Source organism: Streptomyces sp. NPDC018045 (assembly GCF_044327445.1).
Lineage (GTDB): Bacteria > Actinomycetota > Actinomycetes > Streptomycetales > Streptomycetaceae > Streptomyces.
Window position 1 is genome coordinate 170,240 of sequence record NZ_JBIRFL010000010.1, and the last position, 25,164, is coordinate 195,403.

Genomic DNA, 25,164 nt, shown 5'->3' on the forward strand with positions numbered 1-25,164 from the left:
CCCGCGCGGCACCGGCGTACGCGGGCGGCCGCCGGGACGGTAACGCCCCGTCGGCGCAGTGCCGGCCCGTCGGTACGGCACTGGCTCGTCGATACAGCACCGGCTCGTCGGTACGACACCGCCACGACGGAACGAGGCCGTACCGACGCAACGGTGCCGTGCCGACGCAGCGGATCAGTCGGCCAGCGCGGCCCGCACCTCCTCCGCGAGCAGCTTCACGTAGTCGTCGGCCCAGCCCTCGATCGTGGTGTGTTCCCACAGGTCGGTCGAGTACTCGACATAGCCGGTCAGCGTGTCGCCCGCCGGGACCAGCCCGAAGTTGAAATCCGTACGGGAAGCCGGCACGGCCAGGTCGTCGACCTCGGCGTGCACGCCGGGCAGCTCGATGTCCGTCCGCAACGAGTTCTGGTACTGGAACCCGAACGGCACGTGGTCCGGTACCTCGATCCCCATCTCCTCACGCAGCGGTTCGACGAGCCTGCGCAGCGGCATGATGTGGTCGATGCCCTCGGTCGAGGTGTGCGCGACCTGGCGGACGAGATCGCCGAAGCTCCTCGCCCCGTCGAGCCGGATGCGCAGCGGGAGGCCCACGGCCGTGCAGGCCACCAGGGACTCGAAGGTACGGCGCTCGCGATTGGCGTAGGAGACGTTGACGACGACTTCCGTCCGCCCGGAGAGCCGGCCGGCCAGTCGGCCCAGTGCGGCGGCGGTGACCGCGTACGGCGTCGTGCCGCACTTCCTGGCCAGCCGTTCCACGTCGGCGCGCAGGTCGGCGTCCACGGAGAAGAGCACGACGCGGCCCTGTCCGCTCGGGGTTTCCGGGCGCGGCCGGTCCAGGGGCAGCGCGTGCTGGAAGGGCGCCCCTTCCAGTTCCCTGGCCCAGTACTTCAGGATGCGCTGATCGGTCCGGCCCGTGGCGGTCTCCCGCTGCCAGCGCGCGTACTCGGTCGGCTGCGGCACCGTGTGGTCCAGAGTGTGGGGCGTCCCGGTCACCGCGGCGCCATAGAGGGCGGCGAAGTCGCTCAGCAGGATGCTGACCGCCCAGCCGTCACAGGTGGAGTGGTGCAGCAGGAGGAAGAGCACCCAGGCCGACGGGCCGGTGCGCACCAGACGGAGTTTCGGTGCCACGCCTTCGGCCAGGTCGAACCGGGTGGCGGCGACCTGTGCGCTGATCCGCTCGATCTCGTCGGTGACCGCGTCGGCGTTCTCGTTGTCGATCGCGGCGTCGGACGCGGCGTGGTCCGCGTCCCCGAGGGTGTCTGCCGTTCCGGCGGGGCCGGCCGCGGTGTCCTTCCGGGAGATCAGGTCCTCGACCTGGAGGTCGACCGGTCGCGGCCGGAGGATTTCCTGCCACCACTGCTCGCCCTCCTTGACGAACCGGGTACGCAGCGACTCGTGGCGGGCGGCGAGCTGGGTCAGCGCGGTGCGCAGCGCCGGCAGGTCCAGGTCGCCGGTGAGCGTGATGCGCAGGGCGACGTTGAAGACCTGCGGCAGGGCGTGGCGGTGGTGCCAGGCGATGAAGTTCTGCTGCTGGCGGGTGGCGGGGGCACGGTCGACCACGTCCGTGACGGCGTCCGCCGCCGCGTCCGCACCCGCCCCGGCACCTCCCCCACTCCCGGCACCGGCCTCCGCGGTCCGCCCAGCTCCCTCGGAATGCCCGGCCTCCACGGAACGCCCGGCGGTTTCGCGGTGCCCGACGCCTTCGCGGTGCTCAGCGGCCTCGCGGTGCTCAGCGGCTCCGGTGTCGCCCGCGAGGTAGGCCGCCATGGCCCGTACCGTCGGCGCCTGGTAGAAGCGCACCATCGGGTACTCCTGACCGAACACCTCCCGGGCGCGGTTGACCAGCCGGATCGCGGCGATCGAGTGGCCGCCGAGGTCGAAGAAGGAGGTGTCGGGGCCGATGGCGTCAGCCGTCAGGTCGAAGGCGTCGGCCCAGAGGGCCCGGAGGCGGTGTTCGAGCTGGTCCCGAAGGCCGGGGTTCCGGAGCCCGGGCCCGGGCTCGTCCGCCGAAGTGGAGCCGGGTGCCGCCTGCCGGACACCCCGCCCCGGCTTCTCAGGAGCGGAAGCCGGAGCGGGCACGGAAGCGGGCACGGCAGCGGCGGCGGCAGCGGGTGCCACCGGCGCGGCCGTGACGATCTCCGGATCCGGCAGCGCGGCACGGTCCAGTTTCCCGTTGCCCGCGAGCGGCAGTGTGGCGAGGACCGCCCAGGACCGCGGTACGAGGTACTCCGGCAGCCGGGACGCGAGTTCGCGGGCGAGCCGTTCGGCGTACGCCTTGCGGCCCGCCGCGGTCGTGGTGAGGTCCGCGTCCTGGTCCGCCGGTACGGCGTAGGCGGCGAGGTAGGCCTCGCCGCGGCTGTCGCGACGGGCCACCACGGCGCCCTCGCGCACGCCGTCCAGGCTGGTGAGCGCCTGGGCGGTCTCCTCCGGCTCGACGCGGTAACCGCGCACCTTGACCTGGTCGTCGACGCGCCCGCGGAACTCCAGGGCGCCGCCCTCGGTCCACCGCACCAGGTCCCCGGTGCGGTAGAAGTCGGGCCCGGCCGATCGCGCCCCCTCGCCGGAAGCCCCGGCCGCCTCAGCCGCGCCCGTACCCGTACCGGGCACGGAATCGAGCGGGTCCGGCCCGAACCGTTCCCCGGACGAGGCGGGTGCGCCCAGGTAGCCCCGGGCCACGCCCGGTCCGCCGACGTACAGCTCTCCCACCGCGCCGAGCGGCACCGGCGCGCCGGACGCGTCGAGGACCCGCAGGCAGACGTTGTCGGCGGGGCGGCCGATGGGGATCGGTCCCGAGCCGGTCCCGGGTGTGCGGGGGCCGACGGTCTCGGTGGTGCACAGCACGGTCGTCTCGGTCGGCCCGTACACGTTGACCGTCTCGTACGAGACCTCCGGGTGCGGCCGCGTACGCATCACGTCACCGCCCAGCAGCAGGTGGCGCAGCGGCGGCTGTTCGGCGGGCGGCAGGGTGAGCAGCGCTTCGCCGAGGGCGGTGGGCAGGATCGAGAAGGTCACGTGCTGCTGCGCGTACCAACGGGCCAGTGCCGTGGGGTCCGCGCGGACCGGGTCGTCGGCGATCACGACGGCTGCCCCCGCGGTCAGCGCGGGCCAGATCTCCAGGACCGAGGCGTCGAAGCTCTGGCTGCACACCAGCGCGCTGCGGTCGGCCGAGGTGAAAGCGAAGCGTTTGTGGTGCCACTGGCAGAGGTCGACGACCGCGCGGTGGGGCACCGCGACGCCCTTGGGTGCGCCCGTGCTGCCGGAGGTGTAGACGACGTAGCACAGGGACTCGGGCCCGGCGGTGTCCGACGGCGTCTTCTTCGTGCGCCCGGCGTTCTCGGTGGCCACGGGATTCTCACCGGCGGTGACATCGATGACGGCCAAGCCGTCGGGCAGGTCGAGCGCCGCTGCCCGGGAGCCGGTGCTCAGCAGGAGGCGGGCGCCGCATTCCGCGATCACCGTGGCGGCCCGGGCCCGCCCCAGCGACGGGTCCAGCGGGACGTACGCCCGGCCGGACTTGAGGACCGCGAGCATGGCGACGACGAGGTCGGTGGAGCGGGGCAGCCACAGGGCCACCACGGCGTCCGGGCCGTCCGCGGCCGCTGCCGTCGCGGTCCCGGACCGCTCGCGGATGACGGCGGCCAGCCGGTCGGCGCGGGCGTCCAGTTCGCGGTAGCCGAGGCGGTCGGCACCGTGGTGGACGGCGGTACGGTACGGGGCATCGGCCGCGCGCCGGGCGACGAGTTCGTGGACGGTGGTGCGCGCCACCGGGCGGACCGGGCCCTGCTGCCATGCGGCGGGCACCGGCTCCGCGGCCGGCTCCACCGGCGCGACGGCGACCATGCCCGGCCGCCTCGTCGCGGGCGCCGTCCGGCGCGTCGCGGGGGTCCGCCCGGGTGCGGGCGGCCCGGCGTGGTCCGCCTCCTGCCGCGCCCCCGCCACGGTACCGAGGCGGGACAGCGGTGTCTCCGGTTCCCGTACGGCTGCTTCGAGCAGGTCCCGGAAGGTACGGAAGAAGCCGTCCACGGTGCCCGCGTCGAACAGGTCGGTGTTGTACTCCAGGTGGCAGCGGATGCCTTCGGGCTGGTCGGTGAAGTACACGGCGAGGTCCGTGAGGGCCTTGTCGGGACCCGCGTCGATCACGGTGGCCCGGACTCCGGGCAGCTCGAAGGCGAACGGGTCGCTGCTCTCGAACTCCGCGAGCACCTGGAAGACCGGCGTGCGGTCGGTCGTGCGCGCCGGGGACAGCTCCCGCACCACGGCCTCGAAGGGAACATGCGCGTGGTCGTACGCGTCCAGGGCGACGCCCCGTACGCGGTCGAGCAACACGGCGAACTCCGGGTCACCGGACAGATCGAAGCGGAGCGCGAGGGTGTTGACGAAGAAGCCGAGCAGGTCCTCGGTGCCCTGGGGGCGGTCCGACATCGGGGTGCCGACGACGATGTCCCGCTGACCCGTGACCCGGTGGAGCATCGCGGTGAAGCCGGCGAGCAGCGTCATGAAGAGGGTGCCGCGCCGCTGCCTGCTCAGGTGACGCAGTTGGGCGGACAGTTCGGGGTCGAGCCGGTGGAAGACGGCCCGTCCGTTGGAGGTCATGGTTGCGGGGCGGGGTCGGTCGCAGGGCAGTTCCAGTACGGGGAGTGCGCCGCCGAGCGTGTCGAGCCAGTACGTCAGGTCCGCGGCGCTCTCGGGGTCGTCCAGCCTACCGAGCTGGACACGGGCGTGATCGGCGTATGTGCTGGTCAGAGCGGGAAGGCCCGGGTCGGAGCCGTCGTGCGCGGCCCGGTAGAGGGCGGACAGGTCGCGGGCCAGGACGGTGGCGGAGGCGGCGTCCACGACGATGTGGTGCAGGGAGAAGACCAGGACGTGGCGCTCCTCCCCCAGTTTGACCAGCCGGGTGACGAACAGCGGCCCGTTGACGAGGTCGAAGCGCCGCGCGCTCTCCTCCGCCAGGACGGCGCGGATTGCGGCGTCCTCGCCGTCCGCGCCCGCGCCCGTACGGTCGAGGAGCGCGAAGTCCGGGGCGGACGGGGGCCGGACGAGCTGGCAGGGTTCGTCGTCCACTTCGCGGAAGACGGTCCGCAGCCCCTCGTGCCGTGCCACCAGCTCACGCAGCGCCGTGCGCAGCGCGGGTACGTCGAGCGGGCCGTCGAGGCGGATCGCCTTGGTCTCGTTGTAGGCGGTGCGGCCCGGCAGCATGCGTTCGAGGAACCAGATGCGCTGCTGTCCCGGTGACAGCGGAGCGGTGCTCCCGTGTGCGGCCTCCAGGGGGTCCGCCGGGTCGGGGGCGGACGAGGCGGGCACCCGCGCGGCCGCGCGCGGCTCCTGGTGGCGGCGGCGCAGCGTGTCGATGTGCGTGAGGCCGGTGCGCAGCGCGTCCGGCTCGACGCCGAAGTCGACGAGCGAGACGATCTCGTCGGCGCCCGCCGCGCTCACCGCGTCCACCACGGAGGCGACGGTGTCGGGCGTGCCGATGAGCGCCCGCTGGTCGCAGTAACGGTCGTAGGCGCGGCGGAAGAGCACGTCGAGGTCGTCCTCGCTGAGCGTGGACAGGTCGACGTTGTGGCCGAGGCTGTTGGCGACGTTGCCGAACAGGGAGAGAGAGGCGCGCATGTAGCGCGCCAGGGGCTCGTACGCCTCGGTGCGTGCGGTGCGGTGGTCGGCCGCGAGGTAGGTGTGCAGCAGTACGGCCACGCGTCCGGCGGCCGGGTCGAGGCCGTGCTCGGCGCGGGTGCGGCGGTACAGCGCGACGTTCTCGGCGAGCTGCTCGACGCTCTGGGTCATCAGGTTGGTGACCACGCCGACGTCGTGCCGGGCGGCGGCCGCGTACGAGGCGGGGTTGCCGACCACCGCGGTGTACATGGGCGGCGTGTCCTGGACGGGGCGCGGGAAGAGGCGGACCTCGGTCTCGCCGTCACCGCCGGCGCGCCGTACGGACTCGCCGCGCCAGAGCCGGCGGACCTGCTCCACCTGCTCGTACATCATCTCCTTGTGGCGGCCGAAGCGGTCGGGGAAGAAGACGAAGTCGTTGGCGTGCCAGCCGCTGGCGCAGCCGATGCCGACCCGGCCGCCGGAGAGGTTGTCGGCCATCGACCACTCCTCCGCGACCCGGACCGGGTCGTGCAGGGGAAGGACGACGGAGCCCGCGTTGAGGCGGACGTGCCGGGTCTCACGGGCGAGGGCGGCGGCGAGCACGACGGGGTTGGGAAAGAGCCCGCCGAAGGAGTGGAAGTGCCGTTCGGGCATCCAGAGCGCGTGAAAACCGTGCCGGTCGGCGAAGCGGGCGGTCTCCAGGATGTGGTCGTACTTGCCCGCTGCGGAGGCCGGGGAGCCGGCGCCGGCTTCGTCCTGGGGGTAGTCGCCGAAGAAGTAGATGCTGAAGTCGGGGGCGCGGCGCGCTGGCACGGCGGCGGAGGCGGAAGCCGTACGCGGCGGGGCGGCGGGCTTCGGCGCGGCGCTCGCGGTCACCGGCGCGGCGGCCGTGCGGGCCGGAGCCTGCGAGGGGGCCGGAGCCTGTGCGGTGAGCGGAGTTGGGGCGGCTGCCGAGGCCTGTGCGACGGCCGGGGACGGTGTGCGGGCCGGGGCCTGTGCCGGGGTCGGCGCCGCCGTCGGCAGCGGCTTCAGGCCGCCGGGGAAGAACCCCGCCCCGCGCAGCTCCCGCATCGACCCGCGGACCGCGTCGGCGATGAACTCGACGTCCCCGTCCGAGTGGGCGGTCGACAGGAAGAAGTTGCGCCATTCCCAGACGTGCACCCCGCGCAGCATGAGGTGGTGGTACAGCAATTCCATGTCGGCGCGGTGCTCGAAGCGGAACTGGGAGCCGAAGTGGCTCACCCGCAGCGGGAATTCCTCGTCCTCCAGGAAACGGTTCAGCGAGTCCGCCAGTTCACCGGTACGGGCGTTCAGCCGCTCCTGGAGCCACGGGCTGTGCTCCTTCAGATGCGTCAGGACGGCACGGGCGGCGACCATCGAGACCGGGTGCTGGATGTACGTACCGCCGAAGAAGGTGGTGTCGGCGGGCGGATAGCTGGCGTCCCCGTACTGCCAGAAGCCGCCGTCCACCCCGTCCATGATGTCCGCGCGGCCCGCGATGGCGCCGATCGGGAACCCGCCGCCGAGCAGCTTCCCGTACGTCGCGAGGTCGGGACTGACGCCGTACAGCTCCTGGGCGCCGCGCGGCGCCGGACGGAAGCCCGTCAGCATCTCGTCGAACATCAGCACGATGCCGTGGCGGCGGGTCAGCTCGCGCAACTGCCGGACGAAGCCGACGGGCCGCAGCGACGGATGGCGGCTCTGCACGGGCTCGATGATGACCGCGGCGATGTCGTCCGCGTGCTCGGCGATGGCCGCCAGGCTCGCGTCGCTGCCGTAGTCGAGGACGAGCAGGTCGGCGACGCTGCTGGACGGGATGCCGGAGGAGACGGGGACGGTGACCCGCTCGGTGCCGGTGCCGGTGGAGCGGCCCAGGACGTTGTCGGCGTGGCCGTGGTAGGCGCCGTGGAAGGTGACGATGCGGCGGCGGCCGGTGGCGGCGCGGGCGAGGCGGATCGCGGCGGAGTTCGCCTCCGTACCGGAGTTGGCGAACGCCACGCGTTCCATGCCCGTCAGTTCCGCCAGCAGCTCGGCGGCCTCACCGGTCTCGACGTTGCGCGGGCCGAGCTGGATGCCCCGGGAGAGGTGCTCGCGGACGGCCTCGCTCACGAAGTCCGGTTCGTGACCGAAGAGGAGCACGCCGAAGCCCATGGTGATGTCGACATAGCGGTTGCCGTCGATGTCCTCCAGCCGGGAGCCGCGCGCCCGGCGCCCGGCGATCGGGTACAGCATCTCCTTCGTCTTGCTCCGGAACCCGACGACGGCCCGGCTGTCGGCCAGCACGCGGCGGTAGCGCTGGGCGATCTCCTTCGAGGTGGCGGTCCTGGCCGTGTAACGGCGCACCAGGTCGTCGAGGTGGGCCTGCTGGGCGGCCGAGGCGGACCCGCCGACCATGCCGGAGGCGCGCGAGACGGTCACCCGGGGGCCGTGCACGCGCTGCCGCCGTTCGGCGGCCGGCTCCTCGGTCGCCGCGGGCTGCCCGGCAAAACCGGCCGCAGCCCCGGTTCCGGCCGCGGTCCCGGGCCCGGCCGCATCCTCGATCCGCTGCGCGATGCGCCGGGAGAGGTCGGCCATGGCGGCCAGGTCCTGGTCCACCGCAGCGGCGGCGGCGCTCAGCCCGGTCATTCCCCGCCCGCCTTCCCGTTGGCCACCGCGCCGCCGGACAGGGCGGCCGTCGCCTGCGCGGTCAGAAGCTGGGAGAGCTGGTGTATCTGGGACATCATCTGGAGCTGGATCTGCGAAAGCTGCTGCACCTGGCGGACGAGGTCGGCCAGTTCGGCGCGTGTCACGGGGTGCGACGGGCCGGACGGCTCGGCCGACGCGGGCTCCGGGGCACGGACGGGCTCCGGGACGCGGACGGGCTCGGCGGGGGCGGTGCCTGCGGTCGGCTCGTCCCGTAGGGGCTCCTCGGCGACCGGCTCGTACCGTACGGTGTCACCGCCGGCGGCGCCCGGCCTGCCGGAGCCGCCCGGTACAACCGAGTCCCCCGGAGTGGCCGAGTCCCCCGAAGACCCCGAGCCCTCCGAAGACCCCGGGCCCCCTGAAGTGCCCGCCATCCGCCCCACGATCAGCTCCGTGAGCTGCCGTGAGGTGCTCGCCTCCTCGAACAGCTCGCGCATCGCCACCTTGACCTGGTGGTCCTGTTCCAGCTCGCGCAGCACGCTGATCATCTGGAGGGAGTCCGCACCGAGATCGAAGAAGGATGTGTCGCCGGTGATCGCATCCGCGTCGTGTCCGAGGTGCTTGGCGACCAACTCGATGACGTGCCCGAGCACCCTCTCGAACACTGCCTCGTCCTGTGCCACGTCTTCCTCTTCTCTCGCTGGTTCGCCCGTCCGGACGGGCCGGACGGCGGTCGGCTCCGGCCCCGTCCAGAAGGTCTTGTGCTGGAAGCGGTAGCCGGGCAGCCAAATCCTGCGGCCTCCGCTGCCGGCCGTCAGCGCCGGCCAGTCGAGGTCCGCGCCCGCGCAGTGGAGCTGCGCCACCGCGCCCCAGAACGGGGCGGGCCCGGCGCCGCGGCGCAGCGTCGGTACCGCCCGTACGCCGGGGACGGCGGCGCGGGCGAGTCCGCTGAGCGTGGTGTGCGGGCCGATCTCGACCAGCGCGGCGGTGTCCGTCCCGCCGAGCGTGCGCAGCACGGCGTCGTAGCGGACCGGCTCACGTGTCTGCCGTACGAAGTAGTCGGCGTCCGGCACCCGGCCCGGCTCGTGCAGCCGGCCGTCGAGGCAGCTCACGAAGGCGGTCGTGGCCGGGCGGAAGGTGACGCCGTCGAGCAGTTCCCGGAACTTGTCCAGGACCGGGTCCATCAGCACGGTGTGGAAGGCGCGCGTCACCGGCAGCCGTTCCGCGGGGATGCCGCGCTCCTCCAGGACGGTCAGCAGCCGGTCCACGGCGGTGACGGGTCCGGCGAGGACGTGCCGCCGCGCTCCGTTGACGACGGCGAGTTCGAGGCCGGTGATCTCGGCGGTCAGGTCGCGGACGGTGTCCAGGTCCGCCGAGACGGCGGCCATGGCTCCCCGGGCGCAGTGGTCCCGCATCAGGCGGCCGCGCTCCGCGGTGACGCGCAGGCCGTCCTCGACCGACAGCGCGCCCGCCGCGCACAGGGCGGCGTACTCGCCGACGCTGTGCCCGGAGACGATGTCCGGTGTGATGCCGGCGTGCCGCCACAGCCCGGTGAGGGCGTATTGCAGGGCGAAGAGGGCCGGTTGGGCGGTTCGGGTGTTCTCCGTGGTGGCGCGGTCCGCGCCGGGGTCGAGCAGCGCGTCGAGCAGGGAGCTGCCGTAGAGCTTTCGGTGGTGGCGGTCACAGGTGTGCAGCAGGTCGCGTACGACGGGGAAGCGCTCGTACAGGGGCAGCGCCATGCCGGGGTACGGGCTGCCCTGCCCCGTGAACTGGAAGGCGACGCGCGGGCGTCCCTCGCGGGGTGCCTCGCCGGTCGTCACGGTGGCGGCCGCTGCGGGGCCGTCGGCTCCCCCGAGCCAGCCGTCCAGGGCCGCGGCGAGGTCCGCCGGGCTGGTGCCGCGGGCCGCCAGGCGGTGCCGGTGGTGGGCCCGGCCCGCCGCGGTGGTCACCAGGTCGGCGGGATCCGCCCCGGGGTGGCGGGTCAGGTGGTCGCGTACGGCGCGGGCGTTGGCGGCGAGGGCGGCTTCGGACCGGCCGGACAGGACCAGGACGTCCGGCGGGGCGACGGTGGCGGCGCGGGGAGCGGGTTCGGGGGCCTGCTCCACGATGATGTGGGCGTTGGTGCCGCCGACGCCCAGCGACGAGACGCCGGCGCGGCGCGGTGTGTCCCCCGGCGGCCACGGGCGTGCGGTCTCGGGGATGTAGAAGGGGCTGCGGTCGAGGTCGAGGGCGGGGTTCGGCTCGCGGAAGTTGGCCATCGGCGGGATGACGCCGTGTTTCAGCACCAGCAGCGCCTTGATGAAGCCGGCCAGGCCCGAGCACACGTCGAGGTGGCCGATGTTGGCCTTGGTCGCGCCGAGGGCGCAGTAGCCGGTCCGGTCGGTGTCGGCACGGTACGCGGAGACGGCGCCGTCGAACTCGATCGGGTCGCCCTTCAGCGTGCCCGTGCCGTGGGTCTCCAGGTAGCCGACGGTGTCCGCGCCGATGCCCGCGTGGTCCAGCGCGCGGCGGATGGCGCCGCGTTGGCCGGCCGCGCTCGGCGCGGTGTACGTCTGCTTGTCCGCGCCGTCGTTGTTGACACCCCAGCCCCGTATGACGCCGTGGACGGTGTCGCCGTCGGCGAGGGCCCGGTCCAGGCGCTTGAGGACGACGGCGGCGACGCCGGTGCCGCCCACCGTGCCGTCCGCGCCGGCGTCGAAGGCGCGCAGGTAGCCGCTCTTGGAGAGGATGGAGCCCTTGACGTACTGGTAGCCCAGCACCTGCGGCACGTGGACGGCCGTGGCGCCGGCCAGGGCGATGTCGCTGTCGCCGGTCAGTACCGACTGCGCGGCGAGTTGCAGGGCGACCAGGGAACTGGAGCAGGCGGTCTGGATGCCGACGGCCGGGCCGGTCAGGTTGAGGCGGAAGGACGCGCGGGTGGCGGTGAAGTCGGTGTAGTTGCCGACCATGACCTGCATCCTGGAGAGCCAGTCGTCGCCGACGGGGCCCTTCAGGACGTTGTTCAGCAGGTAGTTCTCCATGGTGTACAGGTGGTAGCCGGTGCTGGCGAAGACGCCGGTGCGCTGTCCGTCCCGTTCCCGCGGGTGGCCGGCGTCCTCCAGGGCGTGGTAGGCGCACTCCAGGAACATCCGGTGCTGCGGGTCGGTGAGCCGTGCCTCCCGGACGCTCATGCCGAAGAACCCGGCGTCGAACCCGTCGATGCCGGACAGGATGCCGCTGGCGCCGACGAAGTCGTCCGCCCGGTACTTCTCGGCGGGCACCCCGGCCGCGGCCAGTTCCTCGTCGGTGAAGCGCCGTACGCAGTCCCGGCCGTCCCGGATGACCCGCCAGAACTCCTCGGGGGTGTCCGCCCCGGGGAAGCGGAAGGCCATGCCGATGACCGCGACGCGCGAGTCGGCCGGTGGGTTCATGAGGTGCCGCCCTCCGCGGCGGAGACCTCCCGGCCGGGCGCCGGGCCGCCGCTCTCCCGGACCGGTGGTGCGGGCGGGAACAGGGAGCGCCCCCTGGCCAGCACGACGAGCAGGGCCACGCACAGGAGGATGGCCAGCCCCTGGAACGCGCCGACCACCTGGAGGGGCGAGAAGCGCTCCAGCAGCGCCGCGCTGACGATCATCCCGAGGCCGAAGCCGCTGTTCTCGGCCGAGGCGGAGAGGCCGAAGAGGCGTCCGCGCTGCTCGTCGGGGGCGGCCTGGAGCCGGGAGACGTAGGCGATCTCCGTGAACCCGTCGGCCATGCCGGCGACGAGCGCGGCGACGGCGGCGGGAACGGCCGGCAGGCCGCTGAAGACCACGATGAACGCCGCCGACATCACGCAGGAGCCGATCGCGAAGGCGCGCTCCCCCGGTGACCACCCGGTCTTGCTGGTACGGCGGGAGCAGACCTGCTGCGCCACGATGTTGCCGATCGCCCAGGTCGCCCAGAACTGGCTGACGAAGGTGGCCGGGTGGGACGGGTCCAGGGCGCTGGAGTAGATGGGCAGCGCGACGTTGTGCGACGAGGAGCCGAGGCCGTCGGCCGCCCGGACCGCGACCATGACCGCCAGCAGCGGCGCCGCCTTCAGGAGCGCGAGGGAGGCCCAGCGGCCGGTGCCCGTGGCGGCCGACGGCGCGCCGTCGGCCGTGCTCTTCCCGGCGGCCCGGGTGCGGATGGGCAGCAGGAACAGGACCGTCGCGGAGATCACGAAGGTGGCGGCGTCCAGCGCGAAGGCGGCAGTGTAGCCGAACTGCGCGACGATCACGCCCGCCGAGGCGAACCCGGCGATCATGGCGAGGGAACGGCCGGTGACCAGCAGGCTGTTGGCCTTGGTGCGCAGGTCGGCGCCGACGATCTCCGGGACGCTGCTGCGCAGCGCCACCTGGGAGAGCGTCGAGCAGGCGCCGGTCCCCACGGCGAGCGCGAAGAGCAGGGCGACGCGGGCGCCGTCGGGTGCGAGGAGCAGCACCACCAGGGCGGTCGCCTGGGTCAGGTCCGCGCACACCATCAGCCGTTTGCGGTCGTGCCGCGAGACCAGGCGGCCGCTGACGAAGCCGGACAGTACGCTGGTGATCAGACGTACGGCCATGAACAGGCCCGCGGTCAGCGCGCTGCCCGTCACCTGGTAGACGAAGACGTTCAGCGCCACCATGTTCAGGTAACTGCCGTACGCGGAAACGGCGTTGCCGACCACCAGCAGCCGGAAGTGCCCCACCCTCTTGTTCCCCCTTAGCGCCCCGTGCCGGCCTGGTCCACCACGCGGACGGCGGAGGACGTACTTACGGTCACCCGGTTCGCGGGGCGTCTGGAGACGCATCATCCGGTGACTTGACCCGCGCTTCGCCACGCGTGTAGAGGCATGGCGGCGACGGCCACGGCCTCCTTGCGTTTTGCCGTGTCCGTGGTTAGATCAAGCCGCATGTCACGGGGGATGTGCTGCCCCCGCGACACCGTCGGCAGTTCCGCTCCGTACCCGCGGGAGGGCGCACCATGTCCGGTCCCGCACGGGCCGTCTTCCCGGCGATGAGCCGATGAACCCGCGAGCACTTCGCAGCGTGGCGGCCGTACAAGGGCTTCGCCCCGCTCCGCCCGCGCCGCCGGACCGACCGTCCTGACGCCGCGGGCCGCCGGATCTTCCCTGCTCCTTCGTCACCCCCTTGGAGAAGAGATGTCGGACCACAGCGCGTCCACCATGGCGCCGATGCTGTCCCCGCGGGAGCGGGAGGTACTGTCGCACATCGCCGACGGCCTGACGTACGACCAGACGGCCAGGCGGCTGGGCATCAGCGTCCATACGGTCAGCACCTACCTGCGCCGTATAAGGGCCAAGCACCCGGCTCCCACCCTCGCTCATCTCGTACGGCTCCAGTTGGCGCAGAACAGCGGCTGACGGCCCGGGGCGCGTCCGCGGTGGCGCCCCCATGTTGGCCGGTTTCCGCCCCGTCAATGGCCGGTATCCGGACAACATCACGGGTTCGCGCCCCCTGCCTCGGCGTCCGCCGGTCGAGCGGTCCGGTGTGCGAACGATCGACGCCACCGGGTTTCCCGGGACGGCGATGGGTACCCGCTGCCGGACGTCGAAGCCGACCCGAGGGGCCCGTTTGCCATGTGGTGCCCGGCACCAGCGTCAGCATCGGCACCGCCCGCCGGAGCGGTGAGAGCGGACGCGCCGGCGATCGCGGATTGCCGCCGCGCGCCGCCGTGCTCCATGGCGGGCGCCCTCGTCCCCCGAAGGGACCAGGCCCGGACGTGGCGTCCCGACGACACACGGGTCCCGTGGTGAACTGCGCACGCGGGCGCCGGCGGCACGGGACACGCGCCCGGCCCGTCCGGCGGCGCGTCCGAGGGGCGGCCGCGCTCCACGTGAGTCAGCGCCCACCGGCCGGTTCGAGGGAAGGACGTGCGATGCGCCGTACCCGGACGGAGGACGACCGTGCCGCGGCCAGGGCCCGGGTGGAGGACGACCGTACTGCCTACGGGTCCCGGGCGGCGAACGGCCGTACTGCCTACGGGTCCCGGGCGGCGGATGACCGGGAGGCAGCCGGGACCCGGACAGCGGACGACCGGGACGCGGCCGGGATCCGGACGGTGGACGCGGATGTCGCGGGTGCCATCGGGCGGGTGCTGGACGAGGTGCTCGGCGCGCGGCTCGCCGCGGCCGCGGCGGCCGACGCCCTGTTCACGCGCGACATCGCCGAACGCGTCGCCCGCTTCACGCTGGGCGGCGGCAAGCGGCTGCGCGGCCGATTCGTGTGGTGGGGGCTGCGGGTCTGCGGCGGTGACGGTGAGGCGGCGGGTGCCGCGCTGCGGCTGGCCGCCGCGCTCGAACTCGTCCAGACCTGTGCGCTGGTGCACGACGACGTGATGGACGGCGCCGAGCTGCGCCGGGGCAGGCCCGCCCTGCACGCCGAGGTGCGGGGGCAGTACGGCCACCGCACCGGGGCCGGCCGGTCCGCCCGCTCGGCGGAAACGTTCGGCCGGTCCGCGGCGATCCTGGCCGGCGACCTCGCGCTCGCCTGGGCCGACGACACCGTCCTGGACACCCGCTTCCCCGACCGCGCGCGGTCCGCGGTGCACGCGCTGTGGCGGACCATGCGGACCGAGATGGTGGCCGGGCAGTACCTGGACCTGCACGGCCAGGTCACCGCTTCCCACTCCCCCGCCCGCGCGGTGCGCACCGCCCGCCTCAAGAGCGCCCGCTATTCGGTCGAACGGCCGCTGCTGCTGGGCGCCGCGCTGGCCGGCGCCGACGACCGGGCGGCCGGCGCGCTGCGCTCGGCGGGCCGCTGCGCCGGGCTCGCCTTCCAGCTCCACGACGATCTGCTGGGGGTGTTCGGTGACCCGGAGGAGACCGGCAAACCGTCCGGTGACGACATCCGCGAGGGCAAGGTGACCTACCTCACGGCCGTGGCCCGCGCCCGCGCGCGAGCCGCCGGCGACGACGGGGCCCTCGGCGTCCTCGACGCGGCGCTGGGCGACCCGTACCTCTCCGCCGCCGCGGTGGACCGCGTACGGGAAGTGTTCGAGTCGACCGGGGCCCGCGCCGCGCTGGAGGACAAGGTCGAGAGTCTCGCCGACCGGAGCGTGGCGCACCTGGCCGATGTGCGCACCGCCGATCCGGCCGCCCTGCGCCACCTGCGCGCACTGCTGCGCGCGACGGCCGGCGCCCGCCCGTGCTCTCCGCCGGGCGGCCCTCCCGCGGCGGCGCGCGGGGGTGAGCGGTGAAGTCCGTACCCGGCCGCACCGACCACGTCGTCGTCATCGGCGCCGGCCTGTCCGGGCTGTCCGCCGCGCTGCACCTGCTCGGTGCCGGGCGGCGGGTGACCGTGGTCGAGCGCGATCGCCGGCCCGGTGGCCGCTGCGGCCGTCTCGAACGCAACGGCTATCTGATCGACACCGGCCCGACCGTACTGACCATGCCGGACCTCGCCGAGGAGGCGTTCGCCGCGGTCGGCGCCTCGATGGCCGGGCGGCTGGACCTCGTCCCCCTGCACCCCGCCTACCGCGCCCGGTTCGCCGACGGCAGCACGCTCGACGTGCACACCGGGGCGGAGGCCATGGAGGCGGAGATCGAACGGTTCGCCGGCCCCCGGGAGGCCGCGGGCTACCGGCGGCTGCGCTGCTGGCTGGGCCGCCTGTACGCGGTCCAGATGCGGCGCTTCATCGACGCCAACTTCGACTCCCCGCTCCAACTGCTCCACCCCGACCTGGCGCGTCTCGCGGTACTGGGCGGCTTCGGCCGGCTCGACGCCCGCATCGGCCGCTTCCTGGCCGACGAGCGGGTGCGCCGGGTCTTCTCGTTCCAGTCCCTGTACGCGGGCGTGCCACCGGCCCGCGCGCTCGCCGCGTACGCCGTCATCGCCTACATGGACACGGTGGCCGGGGTGTACTTCCCGCGCGGCGGGATGCACGCGCTGCCCCGCGCCATGGCCGAGGCAGCGGCCGAGGCGGGCGCGGAGTTCCGGTACGGACACGGGGTACGCACGCTGGAACGTTCCGGTGGCCGGGTCACCGCCGTCGTCACCGACGCCGGACGCCTGCCGTGCGACGCGGTGGTGCTCACCGCCGACCTGCCCGAGGCGTACCGCCTGCTCGGCCGCGGCCCGCGCCGCCCGCTGCCGCTGCGCCGCTCCCCTTCGGCCGTCGTCCTGCACGCGGGCACGCCCGCGACCTGGCCGGAACCGGGCCACCACACCCTCTCGTTCGGCGCCGCCTGGCACCGCACGTTCGACGAACTCACCCGTACCGGCAGCCTGATGAGCGACCCCTCGCTGCTGATCACCCGGCCGACCGCCACCGACCCGTCGCTGGCGCCGCCGGGCCGCCACCTGCACTACGTCCTGGCGCCCTGCCCCAACACCGACATCGGCCCCGGCGTGCACGCCTGGCGCGACCTCGGCCCCCGCTACCGCACCGCGCTGCTCGCCGAACTCGAACGGCGCGGATTCACCGGCCTGGCCACGGCGGCCGAGGAGGAGTGCCTGGTCACCCCGGCGGACTGGAGCCGTCAGGGGCACGGCGCCGGGACTCCTTTCTCCGCCGCGCACACCTTCGCGCAGACCGGGCCGTTCCGGCCGCGCAACCTCGTACGGGGTGTCGAGAACGCCGTACTGGCCGGGTGCGGCACCACCCCGGGCGTCGGGGTGCCGACCGTACTGGTCTCGGGGAAGCTGGCCGCCGCACGGGTGACGGGCGGCGGCCCCGCGAGGTCCGCCGGGGTCACCGACCTCGGCGCGCGCCGCCCCGCCCGCCGTCGGGAGGGCAGCGCGTGACCGCCCGGGAACTCGACGCCGCGGGCATCACCGAGCCCGCGCTGCGCGCCGCCTACCGCCACTGCCGCCGGCTCAACGCCCGGCACGGAAAGACGTACTTCCTGGCCACCCGGCTGCTGCCGGTCGCCCGCCGGCCCGCCGTGCACGCCCTGTACGGGTTCGCCCGCTGGGCGGACGACATCGTCGACAGCCTGGACGACGACGCCACGCCCCAGGAGCGGGCGACGGCTCTGCGCACCTTGGAGACGCAGCTTCACGCCGGCCTCGCCCGGGGCGGCGGCGACGAGCCGGTGGTACGGGCGCTGGCGCACACCACCGCCGTCTACGGCATCGACCCGGCGTACTTCAGCGCCTTCATGGCCTCCATGCGCGCCGACCTGGAGGTGACCGACTATCCGACCTACGACGACCTGTGCCGCTACATGTACGGCTCGGCCGAGGTGATCGGCCTTCAGATGCTGCCGATCCTCGGCACGGTCACACCGCGCGAGGAGGCCGCGCCGCACGCCGCCGCGCTCGGAGCCGCCTTCCAGCTCACCAACTTCCTGCGGGACGTGGGCGAGGACCTGGACCGGGGCCGGATCTACCTGCCCGCCGATCTGCTGGCCGCGCACGGCGTGGATCGGGACCTGCTGCGGTGGAGCCGGCTGACGGGCAGCCAGGACGCCCGGATCACCGCGGCGCTGCGGGCCGCCGCCGACCTGACCCGCGGCGTCTACCGGCGGGCCGCGCCCGGCGTCGCCATGCTCGACCCGGCGTCCCGGCCGTGCGTCCGTACCGCCTTCATCCTCTACCGCGGCATCCTGGACGCCGTGGAAGCCGACGGCTACGCGGTCCTGCACCGCCGGGCCGTCGTGTCGCGCCCGGTCCGCGCGACCGTGGCCCTGGACGGACTGGTCCGGGTCACCGCGGCCCGCACCCGACCCGGACCGAGCCGCGCAGGCGTCCCGGCGGCGCCCGCACCCGCACGCCGCGCCGCGGCCGTACGCGCCACAGAACCCCCCGCGGACCGCACCGCGGACGGCCCAGGAGGAAGCACCGTGGACGCTCCATGCCGCCCCGACGGACGCGGCCGGTACCCGCTGCGCCTGCGCCGGCGGCCCGTCGCGTGGGAACGTCAGCGGCCCACCTGGCGGGACGCCGCGCCCGGCGTGATCGCGGCGGCGCTGGAACGCGCCAAGGCCCGGCCGTCCGGCAACTGGTACGCCGTGGGCGCCTCGCGGGACGTCGGCCGGGACCGGCCCCTGGGCCGGACCGTCGCCGGGACGGAGGTGGTGCTGTGGCGCGCCGCCGACGGGCGACTGCACGGCGGGCCGGGAGCCTGCCCGCATCTGGGCGCGCCCCTGAAGGACAGCCCCGTGCGGTGCGGCACCCTGGTCTGCCACTGGCACGGGCTCGCCCTGGACGGCGGCCCCTTCGCCGGGTGGGAGCCCTATCCGGCGTACGACGACGGAGTGCTGGTCTGGGTACGCCTGGACCGGACGGGCGGCGAGGAGCCGCTGGCCCGGCCCCGCGTCCCCGAACGTCCGGAGGCGGCCGTCGCCGTCGCGGCCGTGTACACCGGCGTCGGGCGCTGCGAGCCGGACGACGTGGTCGCCAACCGGCTCGACCCGTGGCACGGCGCCTGGTTCCACCCGTACTCCTTCGTCGACCTGACCGTGCCGCACGGCCCGGCGGGCCCGGAGGACGCGCTGACGGTGGACGTCTCCTTCAAGGTCGCCGGGCGTCTGGTCGTCCCGGTCCGCGCGGAGTTCACCGCGCCGGGTCCGCGCACCGTGGTCATGCGCATCACCGGGGGCGAGGGCGTGGGATCCGTGGTGGAGACCCACGCCACCCCACTGGGCACCGACGCCTCCGGCCGCCCGCGCACCGCCGTCGTGGAGGCGGTCGTCGCCGCCTCCGCCCGCCCCGGGTTCGCGGTGGCCCGCGCGGCCGCTCCCTTCCTGCGCCCCCTGATGCGGGCGACGGCGGGACGGCTGTGGCGCGACGACATGGCGTACGCGGAGCGGCGGTGGGAACTGCGCAGTACGGGGCGCTTCCCCGGCTGAGACACCGGCCCGTGGCATACGGGGTGGACGGACCCCACACGAAACCCGAGCGCGGCCGGCACCGGCTCACAGCAGGCCGAGCGGATGCCGCGCTCTTTCACCGTTCCCCGGACTCACCGTCCCCGAACTCACCGCCGCCGACGGCTCCGTCCTGCGACCGCACCCGGAGCCCGCCACCCACCGCGCCGGACATCAGCCCAAGGTCTGCGTCAGCTCGCTGTGCTCCCCGGTGTGGACGATGCGGCCGAATGCTCCGTTGACGATCGGCATGTAGGGCGGGACGTGGCCGCACTCGACGTCGGCGATGATGGGGACGCCGAGGGAGCCGAGTGCGTCGAGCACCGCCTCGTGCTGGCTCAGCGTCCCGGCGTTCGGGGCGCCGGTCCGGCCGACGAGCACCGCGTTCGCGTGGTCGAAGCATCCGGCGAGCCGCATGCCGTGCAGGTTCCGGCACACGGTGAAGGCGCTGTCGTCGGCCACCTCCACGTAGACGAGAAGGCCGTCGGGGGCCTCGTCGCGGGCGAAGGCCGACGTGTCCAGGTAGCGCGTCCCCGCGAGGACGGCCAGCGTATCGACGCAGCCGCCGATCAGTCTGCCCTCGGCGGTCACGTCGCCGTCCGCGTCGAGCCGGGTCCAGGTGCCGGTGGCGTTCAGGGGGTAGTCGCGTATCGCGGGGCATGCGGCGAAGTCGTGGTAACCGGTTGTCCGGTGGCGGCCGGGCGGGATCTGGGTGAAGCGGTGTCCCGAGGGCGCGGCGACGATGTCGAGCCAGGTCAGCAGTCCTTCGGGGACGCGGTAGGGGGTGTCCATGAGGTTGTTGCCGTGGACGGTCGCCGTGCCGGTGAGCAGGGTGAGCGGTGTCATCAGGGTCGAGAGGTCGGAGAATCCGACGAGCCAGGTCGGCTCCGCCTCCCGCAGCCGGTCCCAGTCCAGCAGCGGTATCAGGTCGATCGCGGTCTCGCCGCCCCATGGGGGCACGACGGCCCTGACGGTGGGGTCGGTCAGCATCGACATCAGCTCGTCCGCGCGCTCGGCGGCCGGAGCGCTGATGTGTGCGGAGCCGTCCATGCACCGGCCGACGACGACCTCGTACCCACGGTCCCGCACGTCGCCCACGGCGACGTCGAGCCGCGCGCGCAGCGCCTTCGGTACTCCACTGGACGGGGAGGTGACACCGACACGGTCGCCGGGGCGCAGGGGGCGGGGGAATCGTATGGACACGCGTGGGATTCTGGCACGGCGCCGGGCGCGGGCGACACCGGATTCAGCGACCACCTCGGACACCCAGCAGTCGTGCCAGCCCGCGCAAGGGTGCCGACCGGCCGCGGGCCGGGACTGTCCACAGGGGCTGGCCGCGGACGCCCCACCTCTCCAGGAGGGTGTTCGCGGCGAGGAAACCGGTGGTGGCCGCGCGTTCCATCAGAGCCACCGGCAGGTCGGTGCGTACGAGGTCGCCGGCGACCGTCACGGCGGGGTCGGGGGTCCGGACGGTGGGGCGGTCGTGGTGGCCGCCCACCGGGAACAGGGGGCAGTCCGCACGCCACTCGTGCTGGGCGTCGACCACTTTGGCCTCGCGCGTCTCGGGGTAGACGCGTGACAACTGGTCGATCAGCCGGTCCTGTTGTACCTGCCGGGCGGTGTCCGTGCCGAGCGCGTAGGCGTGCAGTTCGACCACGGAGCCCCCGTTGCGGGACACCCACCGGGCCGCCTCCCCCTCCCAGCGCTCCAGCACGCTGACGTTGTCGAGCGGGCCGTAGCCGCTGGTGCCGAGGAAGCCGGGCCGGTCCGGGTTCACCGGCCGGTCGAGCCACAGTCGGGAGACGAGGAACGGCGGTGCGGTGCGCAGTCGCAGCATCCGCTCGCGCCAGTTCTGGTCGCCCAGCCCGGGTGAGGCGGCGACGAGGTGACGCAGTCCGGCCACGTCGAGGGCGAGCACCACCGCGTCGTGGCGTGCCCTGCCGGCACCGCTGTGGACGGTCACGCCCGCGCCGGCCGGTGCGGACGCCACGCTCTCCACCGCGCAGCCGGTGCGCAGGGTGACGCCGTGACCGGTCAGGTAGCGGCCCAGCGGCTCCCACAGGGCCTGCGGGAACGGCTCGCCGGGGACGTCGAACAGCAGCCCTTCGCTGGACCCGAGGAAGTAGATGTGGAACATCAACGCCATTTCGGCGGCCGACAGTTCCTCCGGGTCGGCGAAGAAGCTCCGGGAGAACACCTCGAACGCCAGGTGGTGCGCGGCCTCGGGAAAGCGGATGCGGTCCAGCAACCGGCGCGCGCTGATGCCGTCCAGGCGTTCGTACACGTCCGGTGTCCGTACGTCGAGCAGCGGCAGCGCGGCACGCGGGTTCATCCGGGCCATTTCACGCAGGGTGAAGGTCGGGCTGAGCAGGGCGAAGCCGAGGGCGCTCCACGGCGGTGTGCGCGGGACGTGGGCGAAGCTGTCCTGGAGGCCGTTGCTGTGGCGCAGCGGGTAGTCGGGCAGCCCGGTGAGCGCGGCCAGTGCCGGGTCGGCCCGCCGCAGCAGTCCGCGCAGGTTGTAGTACTGGCGGAAGAAGGCGTGGAAACCGCGGGTCATGGTGGCCCGGGAGCCGTCGGAGAGCTGGATCGGCCGTCCGGCGAGCCGGCCGCCGAGCCCCGGCTCGCGCTCGTACAGCGTGACCTTCGCGCCCCGTTCTGCGAGCCCGGTGGCCGCGGCCAGCCCGGCGATGCCGCCGCCGATCACCGCGACGTGCGGTGCCGCACCGGTGATCCTCGCCCGCCCGGGCGGTGGTGGCACGAAGCGGGCGCGCCGGTCCCGGCCCCGGCGCGGTGCGGTGGTGCGGGCGGAGCGGGTGGCGGGTCCGGCTGCCTGGGGTGCGGCGTCACGCGGGGAGGTCGTCATCGGACGGTGTCTTCCTGTTCGGGGCCGGGGCGGCGGTCGGCGCGGCGCTGCCCGTACGCGCCGGACGCGTCGGAGGTACGGCCGGCCGGCGGCGCAGCCTCGGCAGTTCGGCCACGGTGCGCAGCATGGGCAGTACGGGGGTGTGCAGGCCGATCGACAGGTCCTCGCGCAGTCGGGTGCCGCCGTCCAGGAAGCGCAGCAGCCGTTCCATCGGTACGCCGCGGAACAGCCCGGTGAAGAAGTCGGCACCGTCGACGCGTCCGCTGTCCAGGGCGCGCAGCAGGACGGCGTCCATCAGCCGGGAGCGCGCGGAGTGCGGGGGCGGCGGGGCCGGGGTGCGGCCCTGGTGGAAGGCGGCGGCGATGGCCCGGGTCTGGCGCTGGACGGTGGCGAAGGTGTAGCCGGTCGAGGGCCGGGTGGCGCCGCCCGCCGCGCCGATGCGAAAGACGCCGGGCCCGGTGGCGCGGGGGAAACGCGCGTCGGTCATCGGGATGACGCCCTGCTCGGAGGCGGTGACCCGGTACGGGCCCAGCGGGCGGATCTCCGTGAGGTAGTGGCGCAGCGCGCGGTGGTAGGCGGCCTCGTCGAGCGGGGCCGCGGCGAACTCGGTGTATTCGACCAGCGCTTCGTGCGGGCCGAGCGGGAGGACGTAGCCGAAGGAGAGGCCGTGGTCCGGCTGCGGGGTGCGGAAGTCCATCAGGTCGGCGGTCCCGGAGTCGAACTCGGGCCGCTCGGTCCGCACGAACCAGCCGTGGAAGTGCTGGAGCAGGGTGGTGCGCGCGGGCGGCAGGGCGGGCAGCGGCCGGGAGTCGAAGACCCAGCGGGCCCGCAGCCGTACGGGGTCGCCTTCCGCCGTCACTCCGCGGATCTCGGCGCCGTCCGGCAGCGCGCGCACGTCGTCGACGGCGGCGGTCACGCGGCGCGCGGACGGCGTGGCCGCGAGCCGCGCACCGACCAGGGCCTCGAACGTGCCGGAGCGCAGCATCTTGTACCGCAGCGGCGCCGGGCGCCCGGTCAGCGCGGACCCGTCGGCCCCGTGGACGCGCAGCCGGTCCCAGGAGGCGGCCAGCACGCCGTCGTACTCGCCGTCCGGTCCCTCCCAGTAGCACCAGGTGCGTTCGGGGGGCCGCAGCGGTCCCGGCGGGGCGTCGACGACGGTCACTTCGGGGCAGCGGGCGCCGGGCGGCGGGGCGCAGAGCCGGTGGGCGAGGGAGAGTCCCGCGGCGCCGCCGCCCACGACGGCCACTTCCGTGTCGTACACGCCGTCTCCCTCCCGTACCGCCGGACACCGCCGGCGGGTCCGCCACGTCTGCGGGTGCCCGCCCGGCCGGGTTCCACCGGCTTCGGGGCCGGCGTCTCCGTACCGGGATCTTCGCCACGGTCATTACAGCGCCGCCCCCCGGCGATCGGCGGGTGACACGCGTCACGAACGGGGAGGGGTGACCGGCCGGTCCGGGCCGGAACGGAGAATGCCCCGGCCAGACGGGGGGAGCTGGCCGGGGCGGTCCGGAAACGGGGGGGGGACGCCGGTCATCTACCGATGAGGGTCCACACAACCCGTGATCGATTGAACGATAAATCACCGAGGCCCCATCTGCCAAACCGGATCGATGTGACGCATATCGCTCCCATCCGCCACTCCCATCCGCCACTCCCGTCGGCCCATGTCGACCCCGGCCCGTGCGCGTCAGCGGCCCCGGTGGCGGGCCTTCGCCTTGTCACGCGCCCGCGACCTGCGCCGCTCGTCCTCCGCCGCCCGCCGGCGCTTGGCCGCGGCCCGGCTCTCCGTCTTCGCCTGCGCGAAGCCGCGGGCGAGCGCCTCCTGCGCGGCGGTGCTCACCGGCCGGGCCGCCTGCTCCCGCGCGGCGGCGCGCGCCAGCCGCTTCGGGTTCACGCGGCAGGGGCGCGGCACGGCCGCCGCTTCCACGGCGGGCGCGGCGAGCGCTCGCGCGATCAGGCCGTCCGAGCGGCGGAGCGCGAAGGCCAGCAGTTCGGGGCCGGTCGGTTCGGCGCCGAAGACGTGCCGGGCGGCGCGTACGCCGTCCGGTCCGGCGATCTCCAGAACGCCGACCCAGTACGGGCCCTCGAAGAACACGGTGAACGTGCTCGGCATGAAGTCCTCCCATGGTGGTGCGAGAGGACGAACCGGACACCCTGGGAGGGAGGTTACTGACCCGCGCCCCCTTGGAGAGGGCCGGGCGCCCGGACTACCTACCGGGCCGTGTTTTCGTCCGTCCTGATACGGCTGAACATCTGACCCGATCATGGTGGGGCGGACACCGCGCGCCGCGCAATCGCTTTGTACGCGAGCGGGCGGGTGAGGTGTGCGACGCGGTCACCCATGGGCGCGCGACTGCCGCGCGGACGGGCTCCGGGCCCGCCGCGCGGCAGTCGTCGCAAGAGCGGGGAAGATCAGGAGACCGGGGCGAGCTGTGCCACCAGGCCGTTGCGCCACAGGGCGTCCACCCGGGCGCGCTCCTGCGCGTTCGGGTTGGCGTTCTGGCAGGAGGGGCCGGGGCCGCCACCCGACATCAGCTCGCTGCACGGACCCGAGTAGTGGTCGGGCAGGCCGAGGACGTGGCCCGTCTCGTGGGCCGTCACGCGGGTGGAGTTGTACTGCTGGTTCTGCCGGTAGTCGAGAAAGATGTAGCCCCGCCCGTGGCCGTCGGTGCTCGCGTAGGAGCCGCGGGCGTCGTTGCCCTCGTAGTACCGGAAGTCGGCGCTGGAGCCTTCCTGGAGCTTCACGTTGGTGACGGAGCTGTTCCAGATCTGCGTGCTGCGCGCTATCTGGCTGCGGAAGGTGGGCGCGCTGCTCGCGTTGTACGTGACGGTGACCGCCTGGACGCCGGGCGTGGCGGCGCGCTTGGCGGCGGCCGACTTCATGACGGCCTGGAAGAACGCCTTGTTGGCCGCGGCCTCCTCGGCCGAGCCGGTGTACCGGGCCATGGAGGCCGGGGTGGAGGTGCTCGCGGCGGCGGGGCCGGCCGGCGCGGAGGCGGCGGTGGCGGGGACGGTACCGAGGGAGGCGGCCAGACCGAGGCCGAGCACGGCGGTGAGGACCGTACGGGTGGGTCTCATGGGGGAACCTCGTCATCCGTGGGAGGGATTCGGTACCGGGATTGTGAAGGAATCAAGGTCCCCGGCGGATGACAGCTTTTGGCGATAGGGCCGTGACATCGCCCCGCCCGCCCGGCTCCCCGGGCAGCCGCAACCCCCGTGTCACCAAAGGTTCATGGAGCGTGGAAGGTACCGTTCACACCGTTGGCACGGGAACGTGGCA

General features: G+C 74.1%; 12 protein-coding genes and 1 pseudogene. 5 read left to right on the top strand and 8 right to left on the bottom strand.

Annotation, left to right across the window (positions count from 1 at the left end; genetic code table 11):
* Nucleotides 1-174 precede the first annotated feature (174 nt).
* The 3 genes from ACH4EB_RS23520 to ACH4EB_RS23530 are packed head-to-tail and all read right to left on the bottom strand — an operon-like array spanning nt 175 to nt 12,898.
* Nucleotides 175-8,214 carry a MupA/Atu3671 family FMN-dependent luciferase-like monooxygenase gene (locus tag ACH4EB_RS23520; protein WP_398349520.1) on the bottom strand — a complete coding sequence of 2,680 codons (8,040 nt, stop codon included), beginning with the start codon at nt 8,212-8,214 and terminating at the stop codon, nt 175-177.
* Complete coding sequence (locus ACH4EB_RS23525) at nt 8,211-11,621, bottom strand: type I polyketide synthase (RefSeq protein WP_398349521.1); 3,411 nt, start codon at nt 11,619-11,621, stop codon at nt 8,211-8,213. The genes ACH4EB_RS23520 and ACH4EB_RS23525 overlap by 4 nt, the downstream gene beginning before the upstream one ends.
* The gene (locus tag ACH4EB_RS23530) at nt 11,618-12,898 is read right to left on the bottom strand and encodes an MFS transporter (RefSeq protein WP_398349522.1); all 1,281 of its coding nucleotides are present in this window, start codon (nt 12,896-12,898) and stop codon (nt 11,618-11,620) included. Before ACH4EB_RS23530 ends, ACH4EB_RS23525 begins: the two co-directional genes overlap by 4 nt.
* 453 nt (nt 12,899-13,351) lie before the next feature.
* On the opposite strand from ACH4EB_RS23530, the gene ACH4EB_RS23535 reads away from it, so the two are divergent.
* The 5 genes and pseudogenes from ACH4EB_RS23535 (at nt 13,352) to ACH4EB_RS23555 (ending at nt 19,003) form a co-directional block, all read left to right on the top strand.
* The gene (locus tag ACH4EB_RS23535) at nt 13,352-13,573 is read left to right on the top strand and encodes a helix-turn-helix transcriptional regulator (RefSeq protein ID WP_398349523.1); all 222 of its coding nucleotides are present in this window, start codon (nt 13,352-13,354) and stop codon (nt 13,571-13,573) included.
* Nucleotides 13,574-14,088: 515 nt separating this feature from the next.
* Nucleotides 14,089-15,408, top strand: a complete 1,320-nt coding sequence (locus tag ACH4EB_RS23540) for a polyprenyl synthetase family protein (protein ID WP_398349524.1) — start codon at nt 14,089-14,091, stop codon at nt 15,406-15,408.
* On the top strand, nt 15,405-16,955 hold the full coding sequence (gene crtI / locus ACH4EB_RS23545) for a phytoene desaturase family protein (protein ID WP_398349525.1): 1,551 nt from the start codon (nt 15,405-15,407) through the stop codon (nt 16,953-16,955). Before ACH4EB_RS23540 ends, crtI begins: the two co-directional genes overlap by 4 nt.
* Nucleotides 16,952-17,956, top strand: a pseudogene (locus tag ACH4EB_RS23550) (phytoene/squalene synthase family protein); the annotation flags it as partial. The gene crtI and the pseudogene ACH4EB_RS23550, both read left to right, overlap by 4 nt.
* A gap of 39 nt (nt 17,957-17,995) precedes the next feature.
* Nucleotides 17,996-19,003 carry a DUF5914 domain-containing protein gene (locus ACH4EB_RS23555; RefSeq protein ID WP_398349548.1) on the top strand — a complete coding sequence of 336 codons (1,008 nt, stop codon included), beginning with the start codon at nt 17,996-17,998 and terminating at the stop codon, nt 19,001-19,003.
* A gap of 192 nt (nt 19,004-19,195) precedes the next feature.
* On the opposite strand, the gene ACH4EB_RS23560 is transcribed toward ACH4EB_RS23555, so the two are convergent.
* The 5 genes from ACH4EB_RS23560 to snpA form a co-directional block, all read right to left on the bottom strand.
* A complete protein-coding gene (locus ACH4EB_RS23560) occupies nt 19,196-20,224 on the bottom strand; it encodes a S66 peptidase family protein (RefSeq protein WP_398349526.1) in 1,029 nt (342 codons plus the stop codon).
* A gap of 43 nt (nt 20,225-20,267) precedes the next feature.
* Nucleotides 20,268-21,884 carry an FAD-dependent oxidoreductase gene (locus ACH4EB_RS23565; RefSeq protein ID WP_398349527.1) on the bottom strand — a complete coding sequence of 539 codons (1,617 nt, stop codon included), beginning with the start codon at nt 21,882-21,884 and terminating at the stop codon, nt 20,268-20,270.
* The gene (locus tag ACH4EB_RS23570) at nt 21,865-23,145 is read right to left on the bottom strand and encodes a lycopene cyclase family protein (RefSeq protein ID WP_398349528.1); all 1,281 of its coding nucleotides are present in this window, start codon (nt 23,143-23,145) and stop codon (nt 21,865-21,867) included. The genes ACH4EB_RS23565 and ACH4EB_RS23570 overlap by 20 nt, the downstream gene beginning before the upstream one ends.
* Before the next feature lie 426 nt (nt 23,146-23,571).
* Entirely contained in the window at nt 23,572-23,997 is a 426-nt protein-coding gene (locus ACH4EB_RS23575; protein WP_398349529.1) for a YjdF family protein, read from the bottom strand.
* Nucleotides 23,998-24,296: 299 nt separating this feature from the next.
* Nucleotides 24,297-24,962 carry a snapalysin gene (gene snpA / locus ACH4EB_RS23580; RefSeq protein ID WP_398349530.1) on the bottom strand — a complete coding sequence of 222 codons (666 nt, stop codon included), beginning with the start codon at nt 24,960-24,962 and terminating at the stop codon, nt 24,297-24,299.
* Nucleotides 24,963-25,164 lie beyond the last annotated feature (202 nt).